This window comes from Rhodoferax sp. GW822-FHT02A01, assembly GCF_038784515.1.
In the GTDB taxonomy this organism is placed as follows: domain Bacteria; phylum Pseudomonadota; class Gammaproteobacteria; order Burkholderiales; family Burkholderiaceae_C; genus Allorhodoferax.
In genome coordinates this window covers 3,189,228-3,215,515 of record NZ_CP152376.1, presented here as the reverse complement: position 1 = coordinate 3,215,515, position 26,288 = coordinate 3,189,228, and the positions used below count along the sequence as shown (strand labels likewise).

Here is a 26,288-nt window from a genome sequence, read left to right as displayed (position 1 = left end):
CCGTGAGCTCCCTGTGCAGGCAGACAGCGCACTAGGAAGCATTGGACAGGAAAAGTTCCTGCAAGTCACTCAAAAAGTCAAAGCCGCGCACGGTGGGCCGCACGCGGGCGAAGTCCCGCTCTATCAGTCCCTTGCGCTCGGCCTCCACCAGTGCTGCTTCAATGCTGCTGGAAGACAGGCCGGTGCGTTCGGTGAAATCACGCAACCCAAATCCATGACGCAGGCGCAAGGCGTTGAGCATGTATTCAAACGCCAGGTCGTTGCGCGCCACTTCCTCATCCTGCGCCAGCGCAGCTCCGGCCAACGCCTGCTGCATGTAGCGCGCCGGATCGCGAAAGCGCACCTGGCGCACGACCCGGTGGGCAAAGCTGATCTTGCTGTGGGCGCCCGCGCCAATACCCAGATAGTCACCAAACTGCCAGTAGTTGAGGTTGTGCCAGCAACGGTGGCCATCTCGCGCATACGCCGACACCTCGTAACGCTGCAAGCCGGCGGTCTGGGTGCGTTCGGTGATCAGATCCAACATGGCGTAAGCCGCATCATCCTCCGGCACCGCCGGCGGGTACTTGGCGAAATAGGTGTTGGGCTCTATGGTCAGGTGGTAGATCGAAATGTGCGGCGGCTTGAACTGCAAGGCCCGGGCAATGTCTTCATCCACCTGCTGCAGCGTCTGCCCGGGCAGCGCATACATGATGTCCAGGTTGAAGGTGTCAAAGGCCTGCGCCGCCTCTTCCACAGCGGCCAGCGCCTGGGCGCTGTCGTGCACGCGGCCCAGCGCCTTCAGGTGTGCGTCGTTAAAGCTCTGCACACCAATCGACAGACGCGTGACACCGGCCTGGCGGAAGGCGCGGAAGCGGTCCTTCTCGAAAGTGCCGGGGTTGGCCTCCATGGTGATCTCGCAATCCGGCGTCAATGGCAACCGTGCCCGTACGTCGCCCAGCAACCGGTCTATGGATGCGGGCGAGAACAGGCTGGGCGTGCCACCTCCGATGAAGATGCTGTGTACCGGGCGGCCCCAGATCAGCGGCAGCGCCGCATCCAGATCGGCCACCAGGGCATACAGGTAGCGCTGTTCGGGCAGTCCGTCGCCTTGCACCGCGTGCGAATTGAAATCGCAGTACGGGCACTTTTTCAGGCACCAGGGCAGATGGATATAGAGGCTCAAAGGTGGCAGGGACGACAGCTGCAGGCCGCCGGGGCGCATGTAGTGCTGGATGTCATGCTGCGCCACCGCCTCCTGCTGTGGCTCGTGCGGAGTGACGGGAATGACGGGCACGATCTTCAAGCCGCGTCCTGGCCCAGCCATTGTTCACGCATCAACTGGACCATGGCGCGCGCAGCGCGGCCGCGGTGGCTGTTGGCGTTCTTCACCTCCGGCGCCAGCTGGGCAAAGGTCTGGCCGAACTCCGGAATCCACATCACCGGATCGAAGCCAAAGCCGTTGCTCCCCATGGGCTCCTGCGTCAGCAGGCCACGGGCGCGGCCCATAGCGATCAGCGGCTCAGGATCGTTCTCCGATCGCACCGCTACCAATGTGCTGACCAGGGCGGCGCGACGGTTTTCCACGCCGCGCATCTGCTTCAACAGGGCGATGACGTTGTTGTCGTCGCCCTTGGGGTAACCGAACTGGGTGGCGTAGTACGCGGTGTCCACGCCGGGCAATCCACCCAGTGCATCCACGCACAGCCCGGCATCGTCGGCCAGCGCCGGCAAGCCGGTGTGGTGAGCCGCATTGCGGGCCTTGGCCAGCGCGTTTTCCACAAAGGTGCGATGTGGCTCGGGTGCTTCGGGTACGCCCAACTCACTCTGGGTGATCAATGTGCAGCCCAAGGGACCGAACAGCGCCTGCAGCTCGACCAGCTTGCCCTTGTTGTTGGAGGCCAGGACGATTTTCATGGGCAGTCCGATGCGTCTGCTCAGGCAGCCAGCGCCTGCTGCTGCAGCGCCATCAGCTCAGTGATGCCTTTTTCGGCCAGGTCCAGCAGGGCATTCATTTCCGTACGGCTGAAGGCAACGCCTTCGGCAGTGCCCTGCACTTCCACAAAATGCCCGGCGCCGGTCATGACCACGTTCATGTCGGTGTCACATGCAGAGTCTTCCACGTACTCCAGATCCAGCAGGGGCGTGCCTTGCACAATGCCCACGGAGATGGCCGCCACGGGCGCGATGATGGGGCTCTGGCTGATCTTGCCCGCTGCCAGCAATCCGTTGACGGCGTCCTGAGCAGCCACGAAAGCGCCGGTGATGGCGGCTGTGCGGGTGCCCCCATCGGCCTGCAGCACATCGCAATCGAGCTGAATGGTGCGCTCGCCCAGCAGTTTGAGGTCAAACACGGCGCGCAGGGAGCGGCCTATGAGGCGCTGGATTTCCTGGGTGCGACCGCTTTGCTTGCCGCGCGCCGCCTCACGGTCGCTGCGGGTGTGGGTGGAGCGGGGCAGCATGCCGTATTCGGCAGTGACCCAGCCTTCGCCGCTGCCACGCTTGTGCGGAGGCACCTTTTCTTCGACCGATGCGGTGCACAGCACCTTGGTGGCGCCAAACTCGATCAGCACCGATCCTTCGGCGTGGATGGTGTAGCCGCGAGTGATGCGTACCGGGCGCAAGGCGTCGGCCGCACGGAGGGATGTGCGCGTAAAGGCGGTCATGGAATTTTCTCTTTTAACTCAAAGGGGACCGCACAGCACTCAGTGCTTGCGGGAAAAGGCGGTGCGGCGTATGGCCGCGTTGATCTCGGCAATCGAACGCTCAATGGCTTCGTCGTCCAGTTCTTCTGCCTCGGAATCCAGCCAGGCGGCCTGCACGGTAGAGGCAAACATGTCGTCGTCCATGTTCTGGGTGCTGATGTCGCCGCGGGTGGTTTCGAACACATCGGGCGTTTCCCACTCCATGGCAATCAGGGTGACGTTGTCACTGCTGGCGCCGGCCTTGATCAGGGCGCGTTCAACCAGCTCCGGCGCCGCCACGGAAACGGCTTTTTGTCCCAGATGCAGAACGATTTCCGGATCTTCCAGACTGCCCCACAGCCCATCGGAACACAGCAGGATCTTGTCACCTTGCTGCAGCGGAACCGGGCCGGCAATATCGAACACCGGCTTGGTGGGAGAGCCCAGACAGGTGAAGAGAACGTTGCGATTGACATCCTTGGACGACGGGGGCCGCTTGGAGTCGCGCTGCTGCTCCAGATAGGAGTGATCCCGGGTGCGGGCCAGAAGCTCTCCTTCGCGCACGAAGTACAGGCGGGAATCGCCGCAATGGGCCCAATGCGCCATTCCGCCCTGCACCACCGCCACGACCAGGGTGGTACGGGGCGTATCGCTCAGGCCACCGTCCACCGCATAGCGCAAGATCTGGCGGTGCGCAGCCATCACAGCGGTGTTCAGGAATGCCTTGACGTCATGCAGTTCGGGTTTGGCTTCCTTCTGATAGAGCGCTGAAATGGTTTGCAAGGCGAGCTGTGCCGCCACTTCGCCTTCGGGGTGGCCGCCCATGCCATCGGCCAACAGGAACAGCCCCGAGCTATTGGTGTAGCAGTAGCCCATGCGGTCTTCATTCTTCTCACGGCCGCCCTTGCGGCTGATCTGGAAAACGGAAAACTTCATTTGGGTTTGCCCGCCGGAACGGGCGCTGCCGACTTCTTGGTTTCAGCCACCATGTTGTCAAATTGCATGCGCACCTTTTCGGCCACCGAGAGCTTGGTGTAACGACGCTCGCCTTCGCGGCTGAGCTCCTTTTGCAAGGCAAACACGGATTGGGGCCGCGACAGCGGGTCCAAAGCCATGCACCACTCCACCACTTCGATCAGGTTGTCGGAATACACGCCACGCAGGCGCGCCAAGGCGATGGCAATCCGGTCCTTATCCTGGCGCTGCGGCGCCTCGCTGGGCGGATAGCCCTGCATGCAGGCATACATGCAGGCACCGATGGCGTAGATGTCGGTCCAGGGCCCCATGGCCGCGTCGCGCCGATACATTTCCGGAGCAGCGAAGCCCGGCGTGTACATGGGACGGATGAAGCTACCTTCCTTGCTCAGCACTTCGCGTGCCGCACCGAAATCAATCAGCACCGCTTTGTTGTCGTCGGTGATGAAGATGTTGGCCGGCTTGATGTCCAGATGCAGCATCTTGTGCTGGTGCACGATGCGCAGTCCGCGCAGGATTTCATCAAACAGGGAGCGGATGGTGGATTCGCGGAACACCTTGCTTTGCTTGAGTTCGCGCGCGGTCACGATGAAATCCTGCAAGGCACTGCCTTCCAGGTAGTTCATCACCATGTAAACGGTTTCGTTTTCACGGAAAAAGTTCAACACGCTCACCACCGAGGGGTGGGAAATCTGCGCCAGCGACCGGCCTTCCTCAAAAAAACTCTTGAGGCCCAAGCGATAGAGTGAGAGCTTCTCCGGCAGCACCTGGGGCAGCAATTCGCCGGGCGCCCGCGCCGCCAGGGAGGAAGGTAGATATTCCTTGATCGCCACCTGTTGGCCTTCGGAGTCCAGTGCCAGGTACACCAGGCCAAAACCGCCAGCGGCGACTTTGCGCACGATGCGGTAACCCCCTACAACCGTATCGGGGGGCAGTGGTGAAGGCTTGACCTTGGACATGGAGGATTGGCTGTGCTGGTCGGTGCGATCTAAATCAGGTTATTCTCAGGGCCATCCCTATTGACCCGAGAACCCGCAATGCCAGTTTACAGCATGACTGGCTATGCCAGTGCCCAGCACAGCACAGCCAACAGCCAACCCGATTCCGAAGTACGTACTCCGCCCGCAGCCCAACTGGGGCTTGAGATCCGGTCGGTCAACAGCCGTTTTCTGGACCTGACTTTCCGTCTTCCGGAAGACCTGCGCCAGTTTGAGCCCAGCCTGCGCGAATTGATCATTGCCAAGCTCAAGCGGGGCAAGGTGGAGGTCCGTGCCTCCATTGAAACCGCCAATGCCACCGGCGTGACCGAACCCAGCCCCAAGCTGCTGCAGCGCCTCAACAGCGCCCAGGACAGCGTGCGCTCCTGGCTACCCCAGGCCACGCCGCTGAGCGTGGCCGACGTATTGCGCCTGGCCGCCGCCGAGCAAAGTGGCACCCGTGACTGGAGCCAAGCCGTCACCCCCCTGGCGGAAAAGGTTTTGAAAGAGCTTCTGGCCGCGCGCCAACGTGAAGGCACCCGACTGTCTGCCATGCTGAGCGAACGCCTGGTGCAGCTGCGCGCGCTGGCGGCGCAGGCCACGCCCTTGGTTCCGCAATTGGTGGAACAGCAGCGTCAGCGCTTTTTGGACCGCTGGAAGGAAGCCATGGCACTTGCCGACGGCGCCAACCTACCCGAAGCGGCACTGGATCGCGCCCTGACGGAAGCCACCGCCTTTGCCATCCGCATTGATGTGGCTGAGGAAATCACCCGTCTGGACTCCCATCTGGATGAAATCGAGCGCCTGCTGAAAAAGGGCGGAGAAGTCGGCAAGCGCCTGGACTTCCTGATCCAGGAATTGCATCGCGAAGCCAACACCCTGGGCTCCAAGTCATCGGCCCTGGAACTCACCCGCATCTCGGTGGACATGAAGGTGCTGATCGAGCAGATGCGCGAGCAGGTGCAGAACATCGAGTAATTTTTTTGGTGGGAGCTAAGGTATCACGGCACTAGCCGCAGCACCCACCGCCTTGGCAGTCACTTTGACTCCGGTCGCCACCACGGTGACCGCGGCGTCCGCCACTGCAACTACGGCACAGCCTTGCAGTAAAAAAATAACGCAAGCTGTGGCCGTCCAGTGCAGCAGTGCAATTCTTGCCGGTGGCATTTCACTCTTCTGATTCTTTGTCATATTTTCTTACCGCGTAGGCCCTCGGATTCGTGTTGGTACTTGCTTGTTCTCATGGGAAGGTATGCAACCCATGGGCAGGAGTATTGCAAGACACAAAAAATCTCGTCTTCTACTTTGCACAGTTGATATATATCTAATGTGTATCTGTGTATCGACACTATTTCTGTTTTCCACCCTAACGAGTTCAATATTTCGGCATTGAAAATATATATATCGAGCGCGTTTAGAAATCGGTTTTTGTGACTTTCTATTGGCGGCGCTTTCCTGGTTTGATGGCGATATTGGCCTGAAGGCATCTATCTACTATTCATACATCCATTAACCACCTTTCCAGGAGAATAGTATGAGCAGCATCAGTTCCGTTTCATCCCTCACAACGGTTCCTTCCAGCATCGCAACCACCGCCAGGACTGCAGCGTCCGACGTAGCAAATGCTTCCACCACGGCAGTGGACACTGCCGCCGACACGAGTAGTTCCATCGTCAAGTTCAGCGAAGAAAGCATGGCCAAGCTGGGGAACTCCATCAGCAGCGCCGCCACTTCGGTCAAGGACACGGTGGAAGAAGGTGTGCAGTATGTGGAAGACGGTGTGTCCAAGGCTGCGACTTCAGTCAGCGACGCGTTTTCGTCCATGGGCAAATCCATCAGCAATGCAGCCAGCAGCACAGCCGCCTACCTTGGCATGGGCTCTTCAGACACCGCGAGCAGCATCAACGAGAAGGTTTGAGCAGCCAGAAGGAGTCTCCCAACCAACCGGATTACCTGGCCAAACCATGTACAAGATATTCGCCTTGTCCGCGCTTTGCATCAGCCAGACCGCGTGCTCCATCATCAGTCCCATACCCACGTGGGAACTGATCAAGGCGGCCGGGTCGGCGAGCAGCACTGCGATCATGAGTCGGCCGGGTGAGGCAAAAAACACGGTGTATCACTACCACGCGCCCTTCTCGGAGCTTTGTATTGAATACAACCCTCAGACGCAGGTCGCCGACATAGTGCCAGCCCTTCAGTCTGCACTTCGCCATCTCAACATCGAGAGTCGTCTGTACGAGACGTCCACGGTGACAACCAAGTGCAGCATCTGGCTGAAGTACAGCGCGCTGGTTGAATGGGGAACGCCTCCATCCAGCGATGACTTCAGACCGTACATCAGCAACGCGGCCCTCACATTGCAGACGTCGGCCGGAATGGTCCTGTCGAGCAGCAACTACATCCTGGACTCCAGCTTCTTAACCAGTAAATGGGCGACCACCCAGGACAAATTGGGGCCTGTAGTCACCGCGCTCATCACTGGTTTTTGAAACATGAACGCCCACCTCCCACCACAGCGAAAGAATCCCATGCATCCGTACATTCCAATCCTTTTCCAGGCCATCGCAAGAATTTGCCATGAGCCCGTCCACGTTCTGGTCACGGCACTGGTCTGCACGGGCTTTCTGGCAGGTTGCGCTGATGCACCGGTGTCCATCGTGCAGGGGCCATTGACCGCTGCGCCCTTGCCCCCTCCGGCCAATATCGAGCGCGTGAATACGGGATCCTTGTTTGTCAAGGGAACGTCGGGCGCCCTGTTTTCTGGCAGGCGCAAACCGCACAATGTAGGCGACACGTTGAAAGTGGACATCTTGGAAAGCTACAGCGCAAACAGCAGCGTCAACACCGACTCAGGGCGTGAAAGCTCGCTGAAGTCCATAGGGCCAGGGGGTTCCAACTCACCTTCCAGTCTGCTGCAAGGGCTGCTGAACCAGAACATCACAGCGTCGGGTAACAGCTCATTCAAGGGCAGCGGAACCGACAAGAGCAGCAGCAGTTTCACTGGGCAGCTGGCGGCCTCCGTCGTTCGCGTGCTGAGCAACGGGAATCTGGTAGTGGCTGGCGAGCGCAGCATTGCGCTCAATGGCGGCATCAGCACCATGCGTTTCTCCGGCATTGTGGATCCAATGGACCTCAACGACAGCAACATCGTTGCATCCAGCGACGTAGTCAATGCCCGCCTCGAAGTGGTCGCGCAAGGAGATGCCTCGGAGAGTTCCAAGCGCACCTGGCTACAGCGCGTGATGAACAGCAATCTGTCGGTCTGGTGAAAGGTGGGCTGCTACCATGATGCACACCCTGCTCACCCCACCTTTGCGCATCCTGGCCCTTGTGTTGGCATGCAATGCCACTTGCACATCCGCCATGGCCGATACCGACCCGGATACTGCCATACTGAACGAAACGGCACAGGTTGCCGGAAAGCACCTTCGGCTCAACGGAGCGGGTATCAGCTTCCACCTGTTTTTCAAGGTCTATGCCATGGGCCTGTATCTGCTGGATCACCGAAGTACCGTGGAAGACGTGCTGGCTTCCAACGGCCCACGGCGTCTGTTCATCGCATTGTTGCGCGATGTCAGCGGCGGCGATTTTGAAGAGAGAGTCCTACGCTCCATATCCGGCGAAGGCAACACCACGCCCGCAGAAATTGCAGCACGCATGCTGCAACTAGCCAAGACCATCAGCGCCCAGCCCCAGGGTTTGCGCAAGGGCGACACGCTGACGCTGGACTGGGTCCCTGGAACCGGCACAGTCATTGAGCTGAACAGGAGGCGATTGACGGACCCCGTACCCGATATTGCGTTCTACAACGCCCTGCTCAATATATGGTTGGGCGACAAACCGACCGACCCCGCCCTCAAGGCCAAGCTGCTGGGTGGCCCAGTGCCCATGCGCACGGTCATGAACTGACCTGTGCAGACGGTTTGTCAATGCATGCTTGCGCGCAGGCTCGGGAAATTTGTCACCACTTTGTATCAATGCATCCCAAAAGAAACCTGTGTGCAAAGCGATGGTAAAGACAGAGCGCGCCAGCAATGTGAATGCGTGAATCAGGCGCAATCCATCTTCTAATGGCGCCTTCAAAACCGACAGATTCCCGCAGCCAATGCACGCACGTAGACAGATATTGATTGTCGATGACGACACTGAAATCACCGCCTTGCTGGCCGATTTTCTGGTTCGCTATGGCTACACAGCCCATGTGGCAAATGACGGCGTGGAAATGTTCCGGCAGTTGGGCGCGCATGCCATCGACCTGATAGTGCTGGACGCCATGCTGCCCGGCGCCGACGGCATGTCCCTGGTCCGCGACATGCGGCGACATTCCCGCATCCCCATCATCATGCTCACCGCGCGCAGCAGCGCATATGACCGCATTCTGGGACTGGAAAGCGGCGCAGATGACTACATGGGAAAGCCGTTCGAACCCCGCGAACTGGTGTCACGCATCCAGTCCGTACTGCGCCGCAGTTTCGTTGCCAAGGAGACACCTGCCGCCTCTGTTGGCAACAGCGTCATCTGCTTTGACGGTTGGGAGCTGCATTGCGACAACCGCTGCCTGTATTCGCCGGAGGGATTGGTTGTGGCGCTGTCCGAGGCGGAATTCCGCCTCATGTGCACCTTTCTCCACAATCCACAGCAGCTTTTCCAGCGCGCTCAGCTGTTGAAGCTGGCGCGTGAAGGGTCCACCGACACGATTGGCCGCAGCATTGATTTGCTTGTTTCGCGCCTGCGCCAAAAGCTTGCCTGCATGCCCGACGGCCAGAACATGATCAAGACCGTGCGTGGCGGCGGCTATATGTTCAACGTGCGCTCCGTGCTGGACCGGACGCAAAGCCGCCAGCACCAACGGATTGCAGGACTGAGCGGTCACTGAAGCGGTATTGGAGGGCTAATCCCGCGCCTTGGGTGCAGAACATAGAATAGGCAGACTTTTTTGCCAATTCACACGCCCAACCATGGACTACCCAGGAAACCTCTTTGTCGTCGCGGCTCCCAGCGGGGCTGGCAAGTCCAGTCTGGTCAAGGCGTTGCTGGAACTGGATTCGCATGTGCAACCGTCAGTGTCCCACACCACGCGCCCGCCGCGCGGCCAGGAAAAGCATGGCCGCGAGTACTTCTTTGTGTCCAACAGCGAGTTTGACGCCATGGTGGCGGCAGATGCATTCGTAGAGTGGGCCCATGTGCACAGTCAACGCTACGGAACCTCCAAAAAGGCAATTGAAGAGCGCATGTCCCAAGGCGCTGATGTGATTCTGGAAATCGACTTTCAAGGCGCGCTGCAGATAAAAAAAATCTTCTCCAATGCGGTATGCATCTTCATCCTGCCGCCCAGTTGGGAAGAACTGCGCTCACGGCTAGAACGCCGTGGCGAAGACGCACCCGAAGTGATCGAACTGCGCATGAAAAACGCCCAGGCCGAGGTCGCCCAGGTGGATAAATTCGACTTCGTTATAATCAACGAGCTGTTTGACCGTGCGCTCTTCGATCTGAAAGCCATAGTCCACTCGCAACGGCTCAAGTTTTCGGCACAGCGTCGTGCCCGGGCCGAAACATTCAAAGCGTTGCAAATTCCGTAGTCTTTTGGAGAAATCATGGCCCGTATTACCGTCGAAGATTGCCTGGAAAAGATCCCCAATCGCTTTCAGCTCGTGTTGGCAGCCACCTACCGCGCCCGCATGCTCAGCCAAGGCCACACGGCCAAGATCGAGAGCAAGAACAAGCCTGGCGTGACTGCCTTGCGCGAAATCGCCGCTGGCAAGATCGGCATCGAGATGCTCAAGAAAGTGCCTCTCTGATTCCAGCCTCGGCACCGAGGAAAAACACCGCTTGCGGTGTTTTTTTTCGCCCGTAGACCTGTACTTCACACTTTTATTGACCCTGCGCTACATTTAGAGCATGGGCACCGCCACCACCACTCCAATACCGGTCAACGCGGCAGTCGCCAATGCGGCTTCTGCCAGCTTCGCCGGCCTGACCGCCAAGCTGGACTATCTGTCTGCCAGCGACGTGGAACAGGTGCGCGCGGCCTACCGTTTCGCTGACCAGGCTCACCTGGGCCAGCTGCGCAACAGCGGCGAGCCCTACATCACCCACCCGATTGCCGTGGCGGCGCAATGCGCGGAGTGGAAGCTGGATGCCCAGGCCCTGATGGCCGCCCTGCTGCATGACGCGCTGGAAGATTGCGGCGTCACCAAGATTGAACTGATCGAACGCTTTGGTTCCCCTGTGGCCGAGCTGGTGGATGGCCTGACCAAGCTGGACAAGCTGCAATTCAATACGCGCGAGGAAAACCAAGCTGAGTCTTTCCGCAAGATGCTGCTGGCCATGGCGCGCGACGTGCGCGTCATCCTGATCAAGCTGGCTGACCGCTCCCACAACATGCGCACGCTGTCGGACAGCCCGCGCTCCAAATGGGGACGCATTGCCTCCGAAACACTGGACATTTACGCGCCGATTGCCCACCGCCTGGGGCTGAACAACACCTACCGGGAGCTGCAGGACCTGTCCTTCAAGCACCTGAGGCCCTGGCGCTATGCGATTCTCACCAAGGCCGTCACCAAGGCCCGCAGCCGCAGGCGCGACCTGATCCAGAAAGTGCAAAAGGACGTAGAGGCCGTGTTTGCCGGAGCGAACATGCCGGTGCGCATCGCCGGGCGTGAAAAATCCCTCTTCTCCATCTACAAGAAGATGCAGAACAAGCACCTGAGCTTTGCCCAGGTGACCGACATCTACGGTCTGCGCATCCTGGTGCCCACGGTGATCGACTGTTACAAGGCACTGGGACTGCTGCACCAGCTCTACAAGCCGGTTCCTGGCCGCTTCAAGGACCACATCGCCATTGCCAAGCTCAACGGCTACCAATCGCTGCACACGACCCTGGTGGGCCCGGCGGGCATCAACGTCGAGTTCCAGATGCGTACCGAGGCCATGCACATCGTGGCCGAGTCCGGCGTGGCAGCGCATTGGCTGTACAAGGCCAGCCACCCCGATGCGTCGAGTGACCGGCTGGGAAGCCAGTGGCTGCAAAGCCTGCTCGACATCCAGGACGAAACCCGTGACGCCGCCGAATTCTGGGACCACGTCAAGGTGGATCTGTTCCCCGACGCTGTGTACGTGTTTACCCCGAAGTCGCAGATTCTGGCGCTGCCGCGCGGCGCCACCGTGGTCGACTTTGCCTATGCCATCCACAGCAACGTGGGGGACCGCACGGTGGCAGCCCGCATCAACGGCGAACAGGTCCCGCTGCGTACCGAGCTGAAAAACGGGGATGTGGTGGAGGTGGTCACCGCACAGATATCCGCGCCCAACCCGAACTGGCTAGACTTTGTGCGCACCGGACGGGCACGCTCCAAGATACGCCACCACCTCAAGACCATGGAGCAGACCGAGTCGGAGAGCCTGGGAGAGCGCTTGTTGCAACAGGCTCTGCGCGCCGAGGGGTTTGACACCTTCACCGGAGATCAGGCCGACTTTGCAGCGATCTGGGACAAACTGCTGCGCTTTACCGGCAACAAGACACGCAACGAACTGTTGACCGACATCGGTCTGGGCAAACGCATTGCCAATATCGTGGCCAAGCGCCTGGTGCACCTGCTGACAGAAGCGGGGCACAAGCCCGATGCCCTGCTGCTGACGCGCGAGCGCTTTACCGCGCACGAATCGGGTGCCGCGTCCGGCATCGTTCTGGACGGCAGCGAGAGCGCCTCGGTTCAGTTTGCCAAGTGTTGCATGCCCATTCCGGGCGACAAGATCGTGGGCTACCTGGGACGCGGCGAGGGGCTGGTGGTACACACACAAGATTGCCAGGTGGCGCGCAGGCTGCGCCACAAGGACGCGGAGCGTTTCATTGGTGTGGAATGGTCGGAGGAACCGGTGCGCTCCTTCAAGACCAGCATCACCGTCACCGGCAGCAACAGCAAAGGCATGCTGGCCAAGATGGCAACCGCGCTGGCTGCGGCCGAGGCGGACATCATCGATATCGACATGGGACAGGAAGGCGGCCAGGAGGCCAGGCAGTTGCGCTTCCTGGTATCCGTTCGCGACACCGCCCACCTGGAAGTGGCACTGCGCAATTTGCGCCATACCCCCAGCGTGCTCAAGGCGGAGCGCAGCGGTGCTGCCGGCAACGCGGAGCCAAGCTAGGCGCGCACTGTCATTACCTGGCTGGCGCAGGGTATTCGACCGCGATGACCTCGATATCGCCCACACGGTCCGGCATGACCAGCTTGAGTTCATCCCCGATGCGCGCCTTGAGCAAGGTACGCGCAATAGGTGAGATCCAGCTGACCTCGCCCTTGGAGCTGTCCGCCTCATCGATTCCGATGATGCGCACCGTACGCTCCTGGCCTGTCTCGTCCACGTAGGTCACAGTTGCACCAAAGAATATCTGCTCGTTCCCGTGGTGCACCGTGGGGTCTGTCACCTCGGCAATTTCCAGCCGCTTGGTCAGAAAGCGGATGCGCCGGTCTATTTCCCTCAGGCGTTTCTTGCCGTACAGGTAGTCTCCGTTTTCCGAGCGGTCGCCGTTACTGGCCGCCCAATGCACCACTTCAACGACTTTGGGGCGCTCGTTGTCGATCAGATCCAGCAGTTCCGCGCGCAAAACTGAATACCCCTGCGGCGTGATGTAGTTCTTGCCCCCCACCGGAAAGGAAGGCAATTGCAGTTCGTCATCGTCCGCATCATCGGACTCTTTGGTAAAGGCCTTGCTCATGGATTCGCGGTCTGCACGTCCTGTGAAAAGGCCAGACTGTACCAGCGCGCGCACGAGAAAGCATGATGATCAAAGGGTTGAAACCGCGGCCATAGAATGAATTCTTGACGCGGCGCACAAAGATGCTGCGCGCGCTGGAAGATAATCAAGGGCTGCCGCCATGCGGCAAATGCACCTTTGAACAGTACTAAATGACCCCGAACGGGATGGCAATGAAACGACTTGATGATTTTCGGCTGCGTTTTGGCAACAAGGAATTGGTGCCAATCATGATTGGCGGCATGGGGGTGGACATTTCCACTGCTGAGCTGGCCTTGGAAGCCGCGCGGCTGGGAGGCATAGGCCATATCTCCGACGCCATGGTGCAGGACGTGTCGGACCGGCGCTTTGACACTTCTTTCGTCAAAGAGAAGACCAAGCTCTTCAAACACAACATCGACAACTCCGACAAGAGCGTGGTGCAGTTCGACCTGGGCCGCCTGGCCGAGGCCACCCGCTTGCACGTGGGCAAGACCATGCAGGCCAAAGAAGGCCCCGGGATGATTTTCATCAACTGCATGGAAAAGCTGACCATGAACGGCCCCAAGGAGACGCTGCAAGTGCGGCTGAACTCCGCCCTGGACGCTGGCATTGACGGCATTACCCTGAGCGCCGGCCTGCATCTGGGTTCCTTTGCACTGATGGCCGACCATCCACGCTTTCGCGAAGCCAAGCTGGGCATCATCGTGTCTTCGGTGCGCGCGCTGCAGCTTTTCCTGCGCAAGACTTCACGCCTGAACCGCCTTCCGGACTTCATCATCATCGAGGGGCCGCTTGCCGGCGGGCACCTGGGGTTTGGCATGGACTGGGCCCAATACGATCTGGGCACCATCCTGGTGGAAATCAAGCAGTATCTGGATTCGGAAAAACTGGATATCCCACTGGTGGCCGCCGGCGGCATCTTCACCGGCAGCGATGCTGTCCGCTTCCTGGAAATGGGCGCTTCGGCCGTGCAAGTTGCCACGCGCTTCACCGTCGCCAAGGAATGCGGCCTTCCATCCAAGGTCAAGCAGGAGTACTTCCGCGCCAGCGAAGAAGACATCATCGTCAACACCATCTCGCCTACCGGCTACCCGATGCGCATGCTCAAGAACACGCCAGCCATCGGTTCGGGCATTCGTCCCAATTGCGAGGCCTACGGCTATCTTCTGGACGGGAATGGCAGCTGCTCCTACATCGTGGCCTACAACGAGCAGATCGCCCAACATCCGGATGGCAAGAACATCTCGGTGATGGACAAGACTTGCCTGTGCACCCACATGCGCAACTACAACTGCTGGACCTGCGGCAGCACGACCAACCGACTCAAGGACACCACGCGCCGGCTGCCCGACGGCACCTACATGGAGCTCACGGCAGAGCACATCTTCCGCGACTACCAGTTCAGCGTGGACGACAAGATTGCGTTGCCTGAGATGCCAGAGGCGGTCAAGGCCTAAGCAGCACGCTGCAGCATGTCCTGCAGCGTTGCATCCTTCTGCTTCCAGATATCGTCCAGCCAGCGATGGAACGACTTGCGCAAGGCCCGGTCGTTCTCGTAGTCACCGGTGCAGAACTCCAGTGGAATATCCAGCTGCTGCACATGCAGCATGACGCGCGGCGATTGGCCGCACAGGTACTGCCAGAAGCTGGGAATGCCGTCCGGGTAGGCAATGGTGGCATCTACCAAAGAGTGGAACTGCGCACCCATGGCATTGAGCGCCATCGCCATGGCACCGGCTTTGGGCTTGAGCAGGTGCTGGTAGGGTGAGGCCTGGGTCTGGTGCTTTTCTGCGGTAAAGCGCGTGCCCTCCACAAAGTTCATGACCGATGTGGGCACCTTGGCAAACTTCGCACAGGCCTTGCGGGCGGCATCGCGGTCGTCGTTGCGCAAATCGGGGTTCTTGCGCAGGGCGGCGCGGGAGTGGCGCTTCATGAAGGGGAAGTCCAGTGCCCACCAGGCCAGACCGATGACTGGTACGTAGATCAGCTCGGCCTTGAGGAAGAACTTCAACACCGGGATGCGACCATTGAGCGCATCCTGCAGCACAAAGATGTCGACCCAGGACTGGTGGTTGCAGTTCACCAGGTACCAGTCGTTGTAGCGCAAGGACTGCACGCCCTCCACGCTCCAGTCGGTCCTGTGGGCAAAACGCATCCACAGGCTGTTGCATTTGGTCCAGGCCGAGGCCGTTGCATTGATCAGAGGGTCCAGACGCTTGAGGACACCTTCGAACGGCAGGCAGAACTTGACCAGCGCCAGGGCGAACAGCAGCAGGCACCAAAACAATGTATTGACCGCCAGCACCAAAAAGGACAGCGCGCCACGCACAAATGGCGGCAGAAAACCCAACATGAGCAAACCCAATCCAAACAAGCAAGCGCCCCAGGCGGGGGCGGAGTTATCGGATTGTCGCAAAGATTGCGCCAGATACTGCGGGCAACGGCATTCCAAGCAAAACTGATGCAAATCAATTGTGGGCCGATTAGTTTCCTCACTGTGGACGAATCGCATAGCATCCATCCGTCCAGCTTACCCAGGGATGGCGGCTCTTGCGCCGTTGGGGGGTTGGGCCTTTCAACTATCTCCGGGTTGCCATGAACACTTTCGCCAAACAATGGTCGCAGCTGGGTCTGCAATCGAAGCTCCAGATCCTTATTCAAGGGTTCATGTTGCTGATGTTGCTGGCCACCCAGCTATGGATTTCCAACCAGATTGAAAACCGTTCCCTGCGCGCCGCCGAAGAACGCATTGCCACCGTGGCGGACGGCGTCATCAATGCCCTCACCACCCTGATGTCCGCCAAGGTAGGCGAGCACGACGTGATAGACGACCCCAAGGTACGTGAGATGTTCATCCGCAAGATGGGCGAGTCCGAGGGTCTCAAGGAACTGCGGGTCATTCGTGGCAAAGGCGTGATTGACGAATTCGGGGAAGGTTTGCCCAATCAGAAGCCGGTTGACGACCTGGACCGCGACGTGCTTGCCAATGGCAAACCCGTCTACCGCATCAGCAGCAACCAGGGCGATGAAACCTTGCGTGCCGTCATTCCCTACATCGCCAAGAAGAACTTCCGGGGCTCCAAATGCCTGGAGTGCCACGGTGTGGACGAAGGTGCAGTGCTGGGAGCCATCAGCGTCACTGCAGACATTCAATCGGACAAGGAGAGCATTCGTCGCATCAACCAGTGGCTGTGGCTGGGCCAGGCACTGGTGCAGATCGCACTGTTCTTTGTCATCCGCATCATCGTGCGCCACCAGCTCAGCGCACTGGGCGCCGAGCCTTCGCAAGCCACGCTGCTGGCCAGGCGCGTGGCTGAGGGGGACTTGTGCACTCCCATCCAGGTCAAGCCCAAAGACACCCAGAGCATGATGGCCCAGCTCGGCCACATGCAAAGCAGCCTGTCTGGCATCGTGGCGCGGGTGCGCAGCGGCTCGGAAGGCGTTGCCGTGGCCAGCCGGGAGATTGCTGAGGGCAACAATGACTTGTCTGCACGCACCGAACAACAGGCAGCCGCACTGGAGCAAACAGCCTCGTCGATGGAGCAGCTGGGTGCCACCGTGCGACAGAACGCCGACCATGCGCGGGAAGCCAACCAACTGGCACTGGACGCTACACAGGTGGCAGAGAAAGGTGGCCAGGTGGTAGCCGAAGTGGTATCCACCATGCGTGGCATCAACGCCTCATCGCACCAGATATCAGCCATCATCAGCGTCATCGACAGCATTGCTTTTCAGACCAATATCCTGGCTCTGAATGCTGCAGTGGAAGCTGCGCGCGCCGGTGAGCAGGGGCGCGGCTTTGCCGTAGTGGCCACAGAAGTGCGTTCACTGGCCGGCCGCAGTGCCACTGCCGCCAAGGAGATCAAGGACCTGATCCAGACCAGCCTGGAAAAGGTGGAGCTGGGCTCCACCCTCGTGGACAACGCGGGTGCCACGATGAACGCCGTGGTGGATGCCATCAAGCGGGTGTCCGACATCATGGCCTCCATCACCACCGCCAGCAACGAACAAGCCAATGGGGTGGCCCAGGTCGGACAGGCCATTTCCCAAATGGACGAGGCTACTCAGCAGAATGCGGCGCTGGTGGAAGAAATGGCCGCTGCGGCCAGCAGCCTGAACAACCTGGCGCAGGAACTGGTGCAAACCGTGGCGGTTTTCAAGCTGGCAGGTGATTCAGGCCGTCACGCCGAACAGTGAGCCCACCCCGGCAGTCACCGCGATGGCAAGCGCACCCCAGAACGTGACGCGCACCACACTGATGAAGGGGCTGACCGCACCGATACGCGCAGCGATGGCGCCCATGCAGGCCAGAAATGCCAGCGCGGTGCAGGCGATCCACAGAACCAGGGCGTCCCTGGGGGCGACTACTGCCACCAGCAACGGCAAGGCAGCGCCCACCGCAAAACTGGCCGCTGAAGCAAGGGCCGCCTGAACCGGTCGCGCGGACACGATCTGCGTGATGCCCAGTTCGTCTCGCGCATGCGCGCCCAGTGCATCGTGCTGCATCAGTTGCCGAGCCACCTGCGAAGCAAGCGAGGCTTCTACGCCGCGAGCAATGTAGATGTTTTCCAGCTCCTTCAACTCGGCCACCGGGTCAGTCTGCAACTCAGAGCGTTCCCGCGCAAGGTCCGCCTGTTCGGTATCCGCCTGCGAATGGACCGACACATATTCACCGGCTGCCATCGACATGGCACCCGCCACCAGGCCGGCCACGCCCGACAACACGATGTTCTGCATGGATGCATGTGCCGCGGCAACACCGACCATCAGGCTGGCCGTGGACACGATGCCATCATTGGCCCCCAGCACCGCGGCGCGCAGCCAACCGATGCGGTCCATACGGTGTTGCTCCGTATGGACCGCCACAGTGCGTCGCCTGGTTGTTCTAGGGTGCAATGGTTTCCTTTGCGTGCTCGCGTTCCCAGTAATTGGGACGATCATAGTGCTGGAACACCTCCTGCTACTGCAGGTGGTTCAGCTCGTACGAAAGTTACGCCATCAATTCAGCCATCCGCCTGGCGGTCGGGCAGCCACGCTTGTCGAAGATGGTTCCATTGCAGACACACCTCTGCGACGTCGGAAGGTTTCGGAAGGAAGTTCGCCAAACAAGGAGCGATATTCCGTCGCAAAGTGGCCGAAGTGCCAGAAACCGAATCGTGTTGCAGCCTCGGTTACCGACTGGGCATCACCCAGCACGCGGCGCACACGGTTGAGCCGCTCCACCCGCAGGTAGCTGGCGGGATTGATACCCAGCGCGTCCTGGAACGCGTACTGCAGATTGCGTCGGCTGACGTCCAATGCTGCGACCAGCTCAGCCACTGAAAGCGGGCAATCCCGCGACGTCTGTTCGATGTGTGAGCGGGCCGCCTGCGCCAGGCGCCAGCTGCGCGGCGGGTTGCACTCTGGTGCGCCTGCAATATGTGCATCGACTTCCAGCAGGTCCGACAGCGCATACACCAACGACTTCTCAAATGCCTGGCGTACCGCCGCGTTGTGCAGCAGATTGGGGGAAGCGGCTACTGCTTCCAGCATCGTGCGCAAAGTGTTTCGCGTTGCTTCCATGCGCTGCGCAGGAAGGTCCAGCACGGTCGACTGGTTCCCCAATCGCGCGGCAATGCGATCCAGACTCCTGCGCAGGGCCGGGTTGGCAAAGCGCTGCGGATAAAACTCGATATCCACCACCAGATGCCGCTCGGGCGACAAGAATTCAAAGCCGCTGTTGCCCGAAAAAATATGCAGTCCATTGACATGGCTGACGTGTCCGCACAGGCGCGCGTGTCCATGCAACTGCAGCGGCACACCGATTGCGATGCAGTCGGGTGACAACGCACCACGCTGTAGCACCGCACGGTTGAGCCGCTCCACAATGACTCGCACGGCACCCGTATCGATCTCGGTCACACTGCCTTCAAAGTGGCCTGCCGACAACTGGCAGTACGACTGGTTCCAGGCCTGCAGCATGGCCGCTTGTTGGTGCGTATCGTTGCACTGGAAGGTCTGGAAATGCCCCGGATTGGGCTGGGGTGCAAGGTTGGTAGTCAAGGCGGCTCCAGTCTGTCGGGAACATTGAATTCGGGCCCGGGCAATTAAGCAATTTTTTTGCCAATCCGGGATAGTGCGGAAAACCCGCTATTCCTAAACTGCGTTCAACACATCGGTTCACCCCTCTGAGGAACGTATACATGGCAGGTAGATTGGCGGGCAAGGTTGCCCTTATTTCAGGAGGCGCTACAGGCGCTGGCGGCGCAGCATCGTTGCTGTTTGCAGCAGAAGGCGCACGCGTTGCGGTAATGGACATCAACGCGCCCGCTGGCGAAGCGGTGGTGGCCCAAATCCTGCAAGCAGGCGGAGAGGCTGCATTTTTTCACGCGGATGTATCGCAGCGTGAGCAAGTGGAGCAGGCCGTGGCGGGCGCACAGGCGCACTTCGGCCCCATCTCTGTGCTGTTCAACCATGCGGGCACCATTATTGTGAAACCCTTTCTGGACACCACCGATGAAGACTACGACCGGCTCATGGACATCAACGTCAAGAGCATGTTCATGGTGACGCGCGCGGTGTTGCCGCAGATGCTGGCTGCCGGCAAAGGCAGCATTGTCTGCACGGCGTCCATTTCATCTGTGGCAGCCACTCCACTGGAAGTGCTGTATTGCATGACCAAGGGAGCCTGCGCCATGCTGGCGCGCGCCGTGGCAGTGGAATACCGGGACCGCGGCATCCGCTGCAATGCGGTGTGTCCGGGCTTCATCGATACGCCCCACGGGCAACGCGAAATCAAGGCGCTGGCGGAGCACGGCTTTGACGCCACCGTGGACGCTCTCTCCGTTCAGCAAGGCCGCCTGTGCCAACCCGAAGAGGTTGCCAAGGCTGCACTGTTCCTTGCCAGTGACGATGCGAGCTTCGTCAACGGCGCCCATCTCTTCGTCGATAACTGCTTTACCGCAGCTTAATTTTTTCCACACTTGCAGAAAGGCTTGTCAATGAATACTCACGCTGCCACAACCCTGGACCCGGACGTCAAACTCCTTCATGAGATGGGCTATGCGCAGGAGCTCTCGCGGCGCATGGGCCGCTTCTCCAACTTTGCGGTTTCGTTCTCGCTGATCTGCATTCTCTCGGGCGGTATCACTTCGTTCCAGATGGGTCTGTCCGCCGCTGGTGGCGCATCCATCGGGCTTGGCTGGCCCCTGGGTGGTTTGTTTGCCATGATTGTTGCGGCCTCCATGGCGCAGATCGCATCGGCCTACCCCACTGCGGGCGGCCTGTATCACTGGGGCTCCATTCTGGGCGGCAAGGGCTGGGGCTGGCTAACCGCCTGGTTCAACCTGCTGGGTCTGGTGTTTGTGGTGGCGGCGATCAACTTCGGCACCTATGACCCGTTCTTCAAGACCTTGATCGCGCCTATGTTTGGTGTGGCACCGGAGTCGTTGGGTTGGATGCACCAGACCCTGTTCCTGACCGTGATCACGGGCCTGCAGGCACTGCTCAATCACCGCTTTGTCAAGATTGCCAGCCGCATCACAGACCTGTCGGGCTATCTGATCTTTGTGGTGACAGTGGTTCTGGTGGTATCGCTGATTGCCTATGCACCTGGCAAGCTGGACTTCAGCCGTCTGTTCACTTTCACCAACCTCACCGGCACGGAAGGCAGCGCCTGGCCGCAGCAGACACTGGTCATGGCCTTTCTCTCTGGCCTGCTGTTGACCGCCTACACCATCACCGGTTTTGACGCCTCGGCCCACACCGCCGAAGAAACCCACGAAGCCGCCAAGAACGTGCCCAAGGGCATCATCAGCTCGGTGCTGTGGTCGGTACTGTTCGGCTACGTAATGGTGTGCAGCTTTGTGCTGGTGATGCCCGATATCACTGCGGGCATGAAGATGGGCACTGGATTCTTTGAAGCCATTCTTGCCCCCATCCCCACGCCGCTGCGCGTCACCATCGAGGTGTTGATGTTCTTCATCAACTTCGTATGTGGTCTGGCTGCAGTGACCTCCTGCTCTCGCATGATGTACGCCTTTGCCCGTGACGGTGGCCTGCCCGGCTCGCGTCTGCTCAGGCAAGTGCACCATGTGCAACGCACTCCGGGCGCTGCCATCTGGGTCACCGCTATTCTGGCCATCTCCATCACGCTGTATGGCGATGCTTTCACCGTGCTCAGCGCTGGCTCTGCCGTGTTCCTGTTCATCTCCTATGCCATGCCCATCGCCGCAGGTTTCCTGGTGGAAGGAAAGGGCTGGACCAAAAAAGGCCCATTCACCCTGGGCGTGTGGTCCAAGCCGTTTGCCCTGTTCGGGACTGTTGGCGCACTGGTGTTGGCCTATGTGGGCATGCAACCCCCCAACGAAAAAGTGGCCTACGTGACGGTAGCACTCATCGTGCTGCTGAACCTCATCTGGTTCGTCTTTGGCGTGCGCAAGACCTTTGCCGGCCCGCCCATTGGCAAACGCATTGCGGAACGCCAATCGCACATGCAAGAAATCGAATCCGAATTCGTGGAACCTGCTGCGCAATAAGTTGACCTAGGTGGCGCCAAGAAAGTGGGGCCACCTTTCTGAGTCCGTTTTCAAACTCCCCGCATCGCGGGAGTCTGCTTGCCAGCGCAGTCAAATGAGCACAGATACGATGGCGGCTGTTGTGAGCGCCGCTGACGCCCAGCGCCCGTAGGTGAAGCTGTCGTTGGGGAGAGCTGCCGACTCCGCCGTCGGACGATCCAGGCCCAGTGCTCCGTAGGCGAATTTCTTGATATCGGACGGCGCGTCAGCATTCGCAGTGCCAGCAGTTTCCGCTTTCAGTTTGTTTTGCGCCTCTTCGCTGATCGTGACCTGATCACCCACAGTGGCCGGCTGAGGGCTTGCCTTGGCAGCCACAGCCGCAGACCTCTTGTCACCAATCGCTGCCCAAGCGCTGGAGCGATCCGCTGCCCCTGCGACAAGGCTTGGATTTCCAGAGGAGCCAATGCTGGAAGCGTTGTGAATGTCCATAGCGTTTGGATAGGTGTAAAGGATACGAACTTCCATCCATCTTTAACATCGGCATTCCATTGAGCCGACTTAAACAAAACAGGAAGAACAAGGCATCGCTTCAGAACATCTTGCCTTGGCTCAGTCAATCACACCCACCAAGTGCAGACCTATGCCTTGGTGTTCAACATCTGCCCGAGGGGCTGGCCCATCGTGTTGGTTACAGGCTTGGGTTCCGAATTGCTGAAAGGTAATTTGCTTTCGGCAGCCTTTGCCGCTGGCACGTTGGAACCCAAGGGAACAATGGGTTTGACAGGTGCCGCACTTCCTACCGAATTGATGGCCATGATGACTTCCCTACCAAGAGATGAGGTACCAAGAGTCTGGCGGATATACCTTTTTGGGCTTGCGCCAAAAAAAGGTTAAAAATCCTCGCTTTTCACGGCTTAGCGATGAACGCGGTAGTGCAGGACCAAGCTTCGTCATGCTTCGGAAACGAAAAAGCCCTGGAACATTGCTGTTCCAGGGCTTGTCGTTTGGTGCGGCTGGCAGGAATTGAACCCACGACCCCTTGGTTCGTAGCCAAGTACTCTATCCAACTGAGCTACAGCCGCTAAGCCTCGAAGTATAGCACAAGATTTCCGGCTTTTAAGCCTTGCAAAACCCTCGGGTGGCACAATGGTCCACAAAGGACGCCTTTATGCAAAGTACTGACCTCTCCCTGTGGATGCACGACCACGTGTTTGACCAGACCAATCCGCTGGCCGAACGCAGCACCCGGCTGGTGATGTGGATCACCGCTGCCATGATGGTGATCGAGATCGGCGCGGGCTGGTGGTACAACTCTATGGCCCTGCTGGCGGATGGCTGGCACATGAGTTCCCACGCCATCGCCATTGGCCTGAGTGCGTTCGCCTACTCTGCAGCGCGGCGCTATGCACGGGACAACCGCTTTGCCTTCGGCACTTGGAAGATTGAGGTGCTGGGCGGTTTTGCCAGTGCCATTTTTCTGATGGGCGTGGCGTTGCTGATGGTCGTAGGCTCGGTGGAGCGTATTTTGTCGCCCCAGCCCATTCAGTACCGTGAAGCCATAGCCATTGCCGTGCTGGGCTTGCTGGTCAACATCGTCTGCGCACTCATCCTGGGCAAGGCACACCATCACGATCACTCTCACCACACTCACGATCATCACCACGACCACGCGCATGAGCACGGCGGATCGCATGACCTGAACCTCAAGTCCGCCTACATTCACGTCATTGCCGACGCAGCCACTTCGGTATTGGCCATTGCCGCACTCATTGGCGGCTGGGTACTGGGCTGGTCGTGGCTGGACCCGGTCATGGGGCTTCTGGGCGCGGTACTGGTAGCCGTATGGGCCAAGGGCTTGTTGGCAGAGACTGCAAAGGTGCTGCTGGACCGTGAAATGGACCACCCCGTGGTGCAGGAAATACGCGAAGTGGTGGAACTGGCCGAAGACGCGCAGGCACAGACACGCATTACCGACCTGCATGTCTGGCGCGTAGGCAAAAGCGTTTATGCCTGTGCTGTAAGCGTGGTCACCCAGGACCCAGACCTCACGCCCAGCCATATCCGGGAGCGTCTGGCTGTGCACGAAGAAATCGTGCATGCCACCATTGAAGTGCTTCGTTACCCACCAACCGCTGCCTGAGTCACCACTGTGGCTGCAGGCAAAACCAGCATACTGAAGCAGATGCCCGCGGGCATCTGGGTGCTGGGCGGCGTGAGCATGCTCATGGACATCTCGTCCGAGATGATTCACAGCCTGTTGCCACTATTCATGGTGACCGTGCTGGGCACTTCGACACTGACCGTCGGGCTGATTGAAGGCCTGGCCGAGAGCACAGCACTCATCGTCAAGGTGTTCTCCGGCGTCATCAGCGACTACCTTGGCAAACGCAAGGCGCTGGCCGTTGCCGGCTATGCGCTGGGGGCGCTCACCAAACCGCTATTTGCCATGGCGTCCTCTACCGGCATCGTGATTACCGCACGATTGCTGGACCGCGTTGGCAAAGGGATACGGGGCGCCCCACGTGATGCCCTGGTGGCCGATATCGCGCCTGCCCAGCTGCGCGGCGCTGCGTTTGGCTTGCGCCAGGCGCTGGACACTGTGGGCGCGTTCATGGGACCGCTTCTTGCCGTGGGTCTGATGCTCCTCTGGGCCAACGACTTTCGCGCAGTGTTCTGGGTTGCCGTGATACCCGGCCTGATGGCAGTTGCCCTGCTCTGCCTAGGCATTCGTGAACCGGTTTCGTCCAACCACGGTCAACGCAGCAATCCTGTTTCTACCGTCAATCTGAGGCGTCTAAGCAGTGCCTATTGGTGGACCGTAGGCATTGGGTTTGCGTTCACGTTGGCACGCTTCAGTGAAGCGTTCCTGGTGCTGCGCGCTCAGCAATCCGGTATTGCCATAGCCTGGATTCCGCTGGTCATGGTGGCCATGAACGTGGTGTACGCGGCATGCGCCTATCCCTTCGGAAAATTGTCTGACCGGCTGAACCACAACCTATTGCTGGCTGCAGGCCTGCTGGTGATGGTTGGCGCAGACTTGGTGTTGGCCTGGAGTACCCATTGGTTTGCACTGGCTGCAGGTATCGCTCTCTGGGGGATTCACATGGCCATCACCCAGGGACTGCTCGCTACCATGGTGGCCGATACTGCGCCAGCCGACTTGCGTGGCACGGCCTTCGGCTTTTTCAACCTGCTCAGCGGTATCGCCATGTTGATAGCGAGTACGCTAGCCGGCTGGCTATGGGATACCTATGGTGCAGCTTTCACGTTCTACGGCAGTGCCGCGCTATGCGGGCTGGCACTGATGGCCTTGCTGGCCAAACCACAGAGCCACTGAGAACTTTGGAGCGTCAGGTCCGCGCGGCACGCCGGTTACGACGCCGGCGCCCGATTGCTGCGGCTTATGTGTGACCGCGCACGGAAGGATGGTCTTGCAAACCCTAGCATGACCCCTGTGATGCCCAGGCACACACAGCACTCCCATTCACTTTCAAGAAAGCCAGTATGAACAAGGAACAGATCAAAGGTAGCGCCAAGGACCTCACAGGTAAGGTGCAGGAAGCCGCCGGCAAGGCACTCGACAACAAGGAGATGCAAGCCAAAGGTTTGCAGAAACAGATCGTTGGCAACGCGGAAAAGGCCATCGGAAACGCCAAAGAAGGCGTCAAGGACCTCACAGATGCGGTGAAACACGCCAGCAAGCGACCTTAAACACAGCGTGCGCCTTCATCCCAAGGCGCCGTAAGCGCCTTCTTTCTCACGCGCCGATCAGGAGCTACTTGCAGAGGACTCCATCTCTGCAGTGGCCCTCTGCGACGCACCCTCAGTGATCTGTCGGTGCTTTCGGATGGACACCTTGGTGGCCACGACGGGGGCAGGCTGCATGGCAGAGTGAGGCCCGCTTGCGGCAAATCGCCCTCCTTCCCCATACGCATAGTCAATCGCCCGCCGCACCCTGCCACCGTCCAGCTCCTGAACCACGGAGCCGTTGACGCGAAAGTAGACGCCACTGGCATCGGTAGCCAACAGCCCATACTCCTGACCCAAGCGCACGATCCCGATCACGTGGAACTCCTTGGGCGCCGTCACATAGGCCTTGAGACTGGATACACCCAGAATGACCCGCATTTGGTTGAAATTCATGCCACCCACCTTGCTTTTGGCGCCTTTCACGGATTGATGCGCGCACCTTCCGGTTTTAAATGCACCAGCCATGGCGGTCTGTTCTATATGTCACATATGGCGCATATAGGCCAAAATCGAAAAAGCTCGCTACCTTGAAGTAGCAAGCTTTTCATTGTTGTGGCGAAAGTTCCAGCCAATGCGTGCTCCGTTTCAGTTGGCTCCAGGTGGGCTGCTGCCGGTTTCAAAGACAAATACGAAGGGATTCCCTACTTTTGGGTAATAGCATCAACTGCCAAAGTTGGTCTGTAGGACA

29 protein-coding genes and 1 tRNA gene are annotated in these 26,288 nt (G+C 59.5%); 17 read left to right on the top strand and 13 right to left on the bottom strand.

The window, feature by feature from the left end; translation table 11 throughout:
- Positions 1–31 precede the first annotated feature (31 nt).
- The 5 genes from hemW to AAGF34_RS15030 are packed head-to-tail and all read right to left on the bottom strand — an operon-like array spanning position 32 to position 4,597.
- The gene (gene hemW / locus AAGF34_RS15050; protein WP_342621105.1) at positions 32–1,276 is read right to left on the bottom strand and encodes a radical SAM family heme chaperone HemW; all 1,245 of its coding nucleotides are present in this window, start codon (positions 1,274–1,276) and stop codon (positions 32–34) included.
- Between the two features lie 5 nt (positions 1,277–1,281).
- On the bottom strand, positions 1,282–1,896 hold the full coding sequence (gene rdgB, locus AAGF34_RS15045; protein ID WP_342616535.1) for an RdgB/HAM1 family non-canonical purine NTP pyrophosphatase: 615 nt from the start codon (positions 1,894–1,896) through the stop codon (positions 1,282–1,284).
- Positions 1,897–1,916: 20 nt separating this feature from the next.
- Positions 1,917–2,645, bottom strand: a complete 729-nt coding sequence (gene rph / locus AAGF34_RS15040) for a ribonuclease PH (RefSeq protein ID WP_342616534.1) — start codon at positions 2,643–2,645, stop codon at positions 1,917–1,919.
- A 39-nt stretch (positions 2,646–2,684) separates the two neighbouring features.
- Positions 2,685–3,599, bottom strand: coding sequence for a PP2C family serine/threonine-protein phosphatase (locus tag AAGF34_RS15035; protein WP_342616533.1), 915 nt, complete (start codon positions 3,597–3,599; stop codon positions 2,685–2,687).
- Positions 3,596–4,597, bottom strand: a complete 1,002-nt coding sequence (locus tag AAGF34_RS15030; protein ID WP_342616532.1) for a serine/threonine-protein kinase — start codon at positions 4,595–4,597, stop codon at positions 3,596–3,598. Before AAGF34_RS15030 ends, AAGF34_RS15035 begins: the two co-directional genes overlap by 4 nt.
- Before the next feature lie 78 nt (positions 4,598–4,675).
- Between AAGF34_RS15030 and AAGF34_RS15025 the strand changes: the two genes are divergently transcribed.
- The gene (locus AAGF34_RS15025; RefSeq protein ID WP_342616531.1) at positions 4,676–5,593 is read left to right on the top strand and encodes a YicC/YloC family endoribonuclease; all 918 of its coding nucleotides are present in this window, start codon (positions 4,676–4,678) and stop codon (positions 5,591–5,593) included.
- Between the two features lie 15 nt (positions 5,594–5,608).
- Here AAGF34_RS15025 and AAGF34_RS15020 read toward each other — a convergent pair whose 3' ends face one another.
- Positions 5,609–5,806: a hypothetical protein gene (locus AAGF34_RS15020; protein ID WP_342616530.1), complete on the bottom strand. Its 198-nt coding sequence runs from the start codon at positions 5,804–5,806 to the stop codon at positions 5,609–5,611.
- Between the two features lie 343 nt (positions 5,807–6,149).
- Here AAGF34_RS15020 and AAGF34_RS15015 point away from each other — a divergent pair, with 343 nt between their 5' ends.
- The 8 genes from AAGF34_RS15015 to AAGF34_RS14980 all read left to right on the top strand — a co-directional run bounded on the left by AAGF34_RS15015 (position 6,150) and on the right by AAGF34_RS14980 (position 12,763).
- A complete protein-coding gene (locus tag AAGF34_RS15015) occupies positions 6,150–6,533 on the top strand; it encodes a hypothetical protein (protein WP_342616529.1) in 384 nt (127 codons plus the stop codon).
- Positions 6,534–6,579: 46 nt separating this feature from the next.
- Positions 6,580–7,107, top strand: coding sequence for a cell division protein FtsI (locus tag AAGF34_RS15010; protein WP_342616528.1), 528 nt, complete (start codon positions 6,580–6,582; stop codon positions 7,105–7,107).
- Between the two features lie 39 nt (positions 7,108–7,146).
- Complete coding sequence (locus AAGF34_RS15005; protein WP_342616527.1) at positions 7,147–7,887, top strand: flagellar basal body L-ring protein FlgH; 741 nt, start codon at positions 7,147–7,149, stop codon at positions 7,885–7,887.
- A gap of 16 nt (positions 7,888–7,903) precedes the next feature.
- The gene (locus AAGF34_RS15000) at positions 7,904–8,527 is read left to right on the top strand and encodes a chalcone isomerase family protein (protein ID WP_342616526.1); all 624 of its coding nucleotides are present in this window, start codon (positions 7,904–7,906) and stop codon (positions 8,525–8,527) included.
- Positions 8,528–8,723: 196 nt separating this feature from the next.
- Positions 8,724–9,494, top strand: coding sequence for a response regulator transcription factor (locus AAGF34_RS14995; protein ID WP_342616525.1), 771 nt, complete (start codon positions 8,724–8,726; stop codon positions 9,492–9,494).
- An 82-nt stretch (positions 9,495–9,576) separates the two neighbouring features.
- Positions 9,577–10,197 carry a guanylate kinase gene (gene gmk / locus AAGF34_RS14990; RefSeq protein WP_342616524.1) on the top strand — a complete coding sequence of 207 codons (621 nt, stop codon included), beginning with the start codon at positions 9,577–9,579 and terminating at the stop codon, positions 10,195–10,197.
- Between the two features lie 15 nt (positions 10,198–10,212).
- On the top strand, positions 10,213–10,416 hold the full coding sequence (gene rpoZ / locus AAGF34_RS14985) for a DNA-directed RNA polymerase subunit omega (protein ID WP_342616523.1): 204 nt from the start codon (positions 10,213–10,215) through the stop codon (positions 10,414–10,416).
- Between the two features lie 100 nt (positions 10,417–10,516).
- Entirely contained in the window at positions 10,517–12,763 is a 2,247-nt protein-coding gene (locus AAGF34_RS14980) for a bifunctional (p)ppGpp synthetase/guanosine-3',5'-bis(diphosphate) 3'-pyrophosphohydrolase (protein ID WP_342616522.1), read from the top strand.
- A gap of 13 nt (positions 12,764–12,776) precedes the next feature.
- On the opposite strand, the gene greB is transcribed toward AAGF34_RS14980, so the two are convergent.
- A complete protein-coding gene (greB, locus tag AAGF34_RS14975) occupies positions 12,777–13,334 on the bottom strand; it encodes a transcription elongation factor GreB (protein ID WP_342616521.1) in 558 nt (185 codons plus the stop codon).
- 212 nt (positions 13,335–13,546) lie between these two features.
- On the opposite strand from greB, the gene AAGF34_RS14970 reads away from it, so the two are divergent.
- Positions 13,547–14,812: a nitronate monooxygenase gene (locus AAGF34_RS14970; protein WP_342616520.1), complete on the top strand. Its 1,266-nt coding sequence runs from the start codon at positions 13,547–13,549 to the stop codon at positions 14,810–14,812.
- On the opposite strand, the gene AAGF34_RS14965 is transcribed toward AAGF34_RS14970, so the two are convergent.
- Positions 14,809–15,708 carry an acyltransferase gene (locus tag AAGF34_RS14965; RefSeq protein ID WP_342616519.1) on the bottom strand — a complete coding sequence of 300 codons (900 nt, stop codon included), beginning with the start codon at positions 15,706–15,708 and terminating at the stop codon, positions 14,809–14,811. The two genes, AAGF34_RS14970 and AAGF34_RS14965, sit on opposite strands and share 4 nt — an antisense overlap.
- 242 nt (positions 15,709–15,950) lie before the next feature.
- Between AAGF34_RS14965 and AAGF34_RS14960 the strand changes: the two genes are divergently transcribed.
- A complete protein-coding gene (locus tag AAGF34_RS14960) occupies positions 15,951–17,552 on the top strand; it encodes a methyl-accepting chemotaxis protein (protein WP_342616518.1) in 1,602 nt (533 codons plus the stop codon).
- Here AAGF34_RS14960 and AAGF34_RS14955 read toward each other — a convergent pair.
- Together AAGF34_RS14955 and AAGF34_RS14950 are read right to left on the bottom strand one after the other, a co-directional pair.
- Entirely contained in the window at positions 17,529–18,194 is a 666-nt protein-coding gene (locus AAGF34_RS14955) for a VIT family protein (protein ID WP_342616517.1), read from the bottom strand. The genes AAGF34_RS14960 and AAGF34_RS14955 overlap by 24 nt on opposite strands.
- 159 nt (positions 18,195–18,353) lie before the next feature.
- A complete protein-coding gene (locus AAGF34_RS14950) occupies positions 18,354–19,397 on the bottom strand; it encodes a helix-turn-helix domain-containing protein (protein ID WP_342616516.1) in 1,044 nt (347 codons plus the stop codon).
- 140 nt (positions 19,398–19,537) lie between these two features.
- Here AAGF34_RS14950 and AAGF34_RS14945 point away from each other — a divergent pair, with 140 nt between their 5' ends.
- Positions 19,538–20,305, top strand: a complete 768-nt coding sequence (locus AAGF34_RS14945) for an SDR family oxidoreductase (RefSeq protein WP_342616515.1) — start codon at positions 19,538–19,540, stop codon at positions 20,303–20,305.
- A 30-nt stretch (positions 20,306–20,335) separates the two neighbouring features.
- Positions 20,336–21,871, top strand: a complete 1,536-nt coding sequence (locus tag AAGF34_RS14940; RefSeq protein ID WP_342616514.1) for an amino acid permease — start codon at positions 20,336–20,338, stop codon at positions 21,869–21,871.
- 90 nt (positions 21,872–21,961) lie between these two features.
- Here AAGF34_RS14940 and AAGF34_RS14935 read toward each other — a convergent pair whose 3' ends face one another.
- Positions 21,962–22,339 (bottom strand): hypothetical protein, encoded by a 378-nt coding sequence (locus AAGF34_RS14935; protein ID WP_342616513.1) that lies wholly within the window; start codon positions 22,337–22,339, stop codon positions 21,962–21,964.
- Between the two features lie 141 nt (positions 22,340–22,480).
- Between AAGF34_RS14935 and AAGF34_RS14930 the strand changes: the two genes are divergently transcribed.
- Positions 22,481–22,744, top strand: coding sequence for a hypothetical protein (locus tag AAGF34_RS14930; RefSeq protein WP_342616512.1), 264 nt, complete (start codon positions 22,481–22,483; stop codon positions 22,742–22,744).
- 111 nt (positions 22,745–22,855) lie between these two features.
- Here AAGF34_RS14930 and AAGF34_RS14925 read toward each other — a convergent pair.
- Positions 22,856–22,932 (bottom strand) — tRNA-Arg (locus AAGF34_RS14925).
- Positions 22,933–23,018: 86 nt separating this feature from the next.
- Between AAGF34_RS14925 and dmeF the strand changes: the two genes are divergently transcribed.
- From dmeF to AAGF34_RS14910, 3 genes are all read left to right on the top strand, one after another.
- Positions 23,019–23,990 (top strand): CDF family Co(II)/Ni(II) efflux transporter DmeF, encoded by a 972-nt coding sequence (dmeF, locus tag AAGF34_RS14920; RefSeq protein ID WP_342616511.1) that lies wholly within the window; start codon positions 23,019–23,021, stop codon positions 23,988–23,990.
- 42 nt (positions 23,991–24,032) lie between these two features.
- Positions 24,033–25,187, top strand: a complete 1,155-nt coding sequence (locus tag AAGF34_RS14915) for an MFS transporter (protein WP_342621104.1) — start codon at positions 24,033–24,035, stop codon at positions 25,185–25,187.
- A gap of 167 nt (positions 25,188–25,354) precedes the next feature.
- The gene (locus AAGF34_RS14910) at positions 25,355–25,561 is read left to right on the top strand and encodes a CsbD family protein (RefSeq protein WP_342616510.1); all 207 of its coding nucleotides are present in this window, start codon (positions 25,355–25,357) and stop codon (positions 25,559–25,561) included.
- Between the two features lie 57 nt (positions 25,562–25,618).
- Here the strand turns inward: AAGF34_RS14910 and AAGF34_RS14905 are convergent, their stop codons facing one another.
- A complete protein-coding gene (locus AAGF34_RS14905) occupies positions 25,619–25,993 on the bottom strand; it encodes a hypothetical protein (protein WP_342616509.1) in 375 nt (124 codons plus the stop codon).
- Positions 25,994–26,288: the final 295 nt, after the last annotated feature.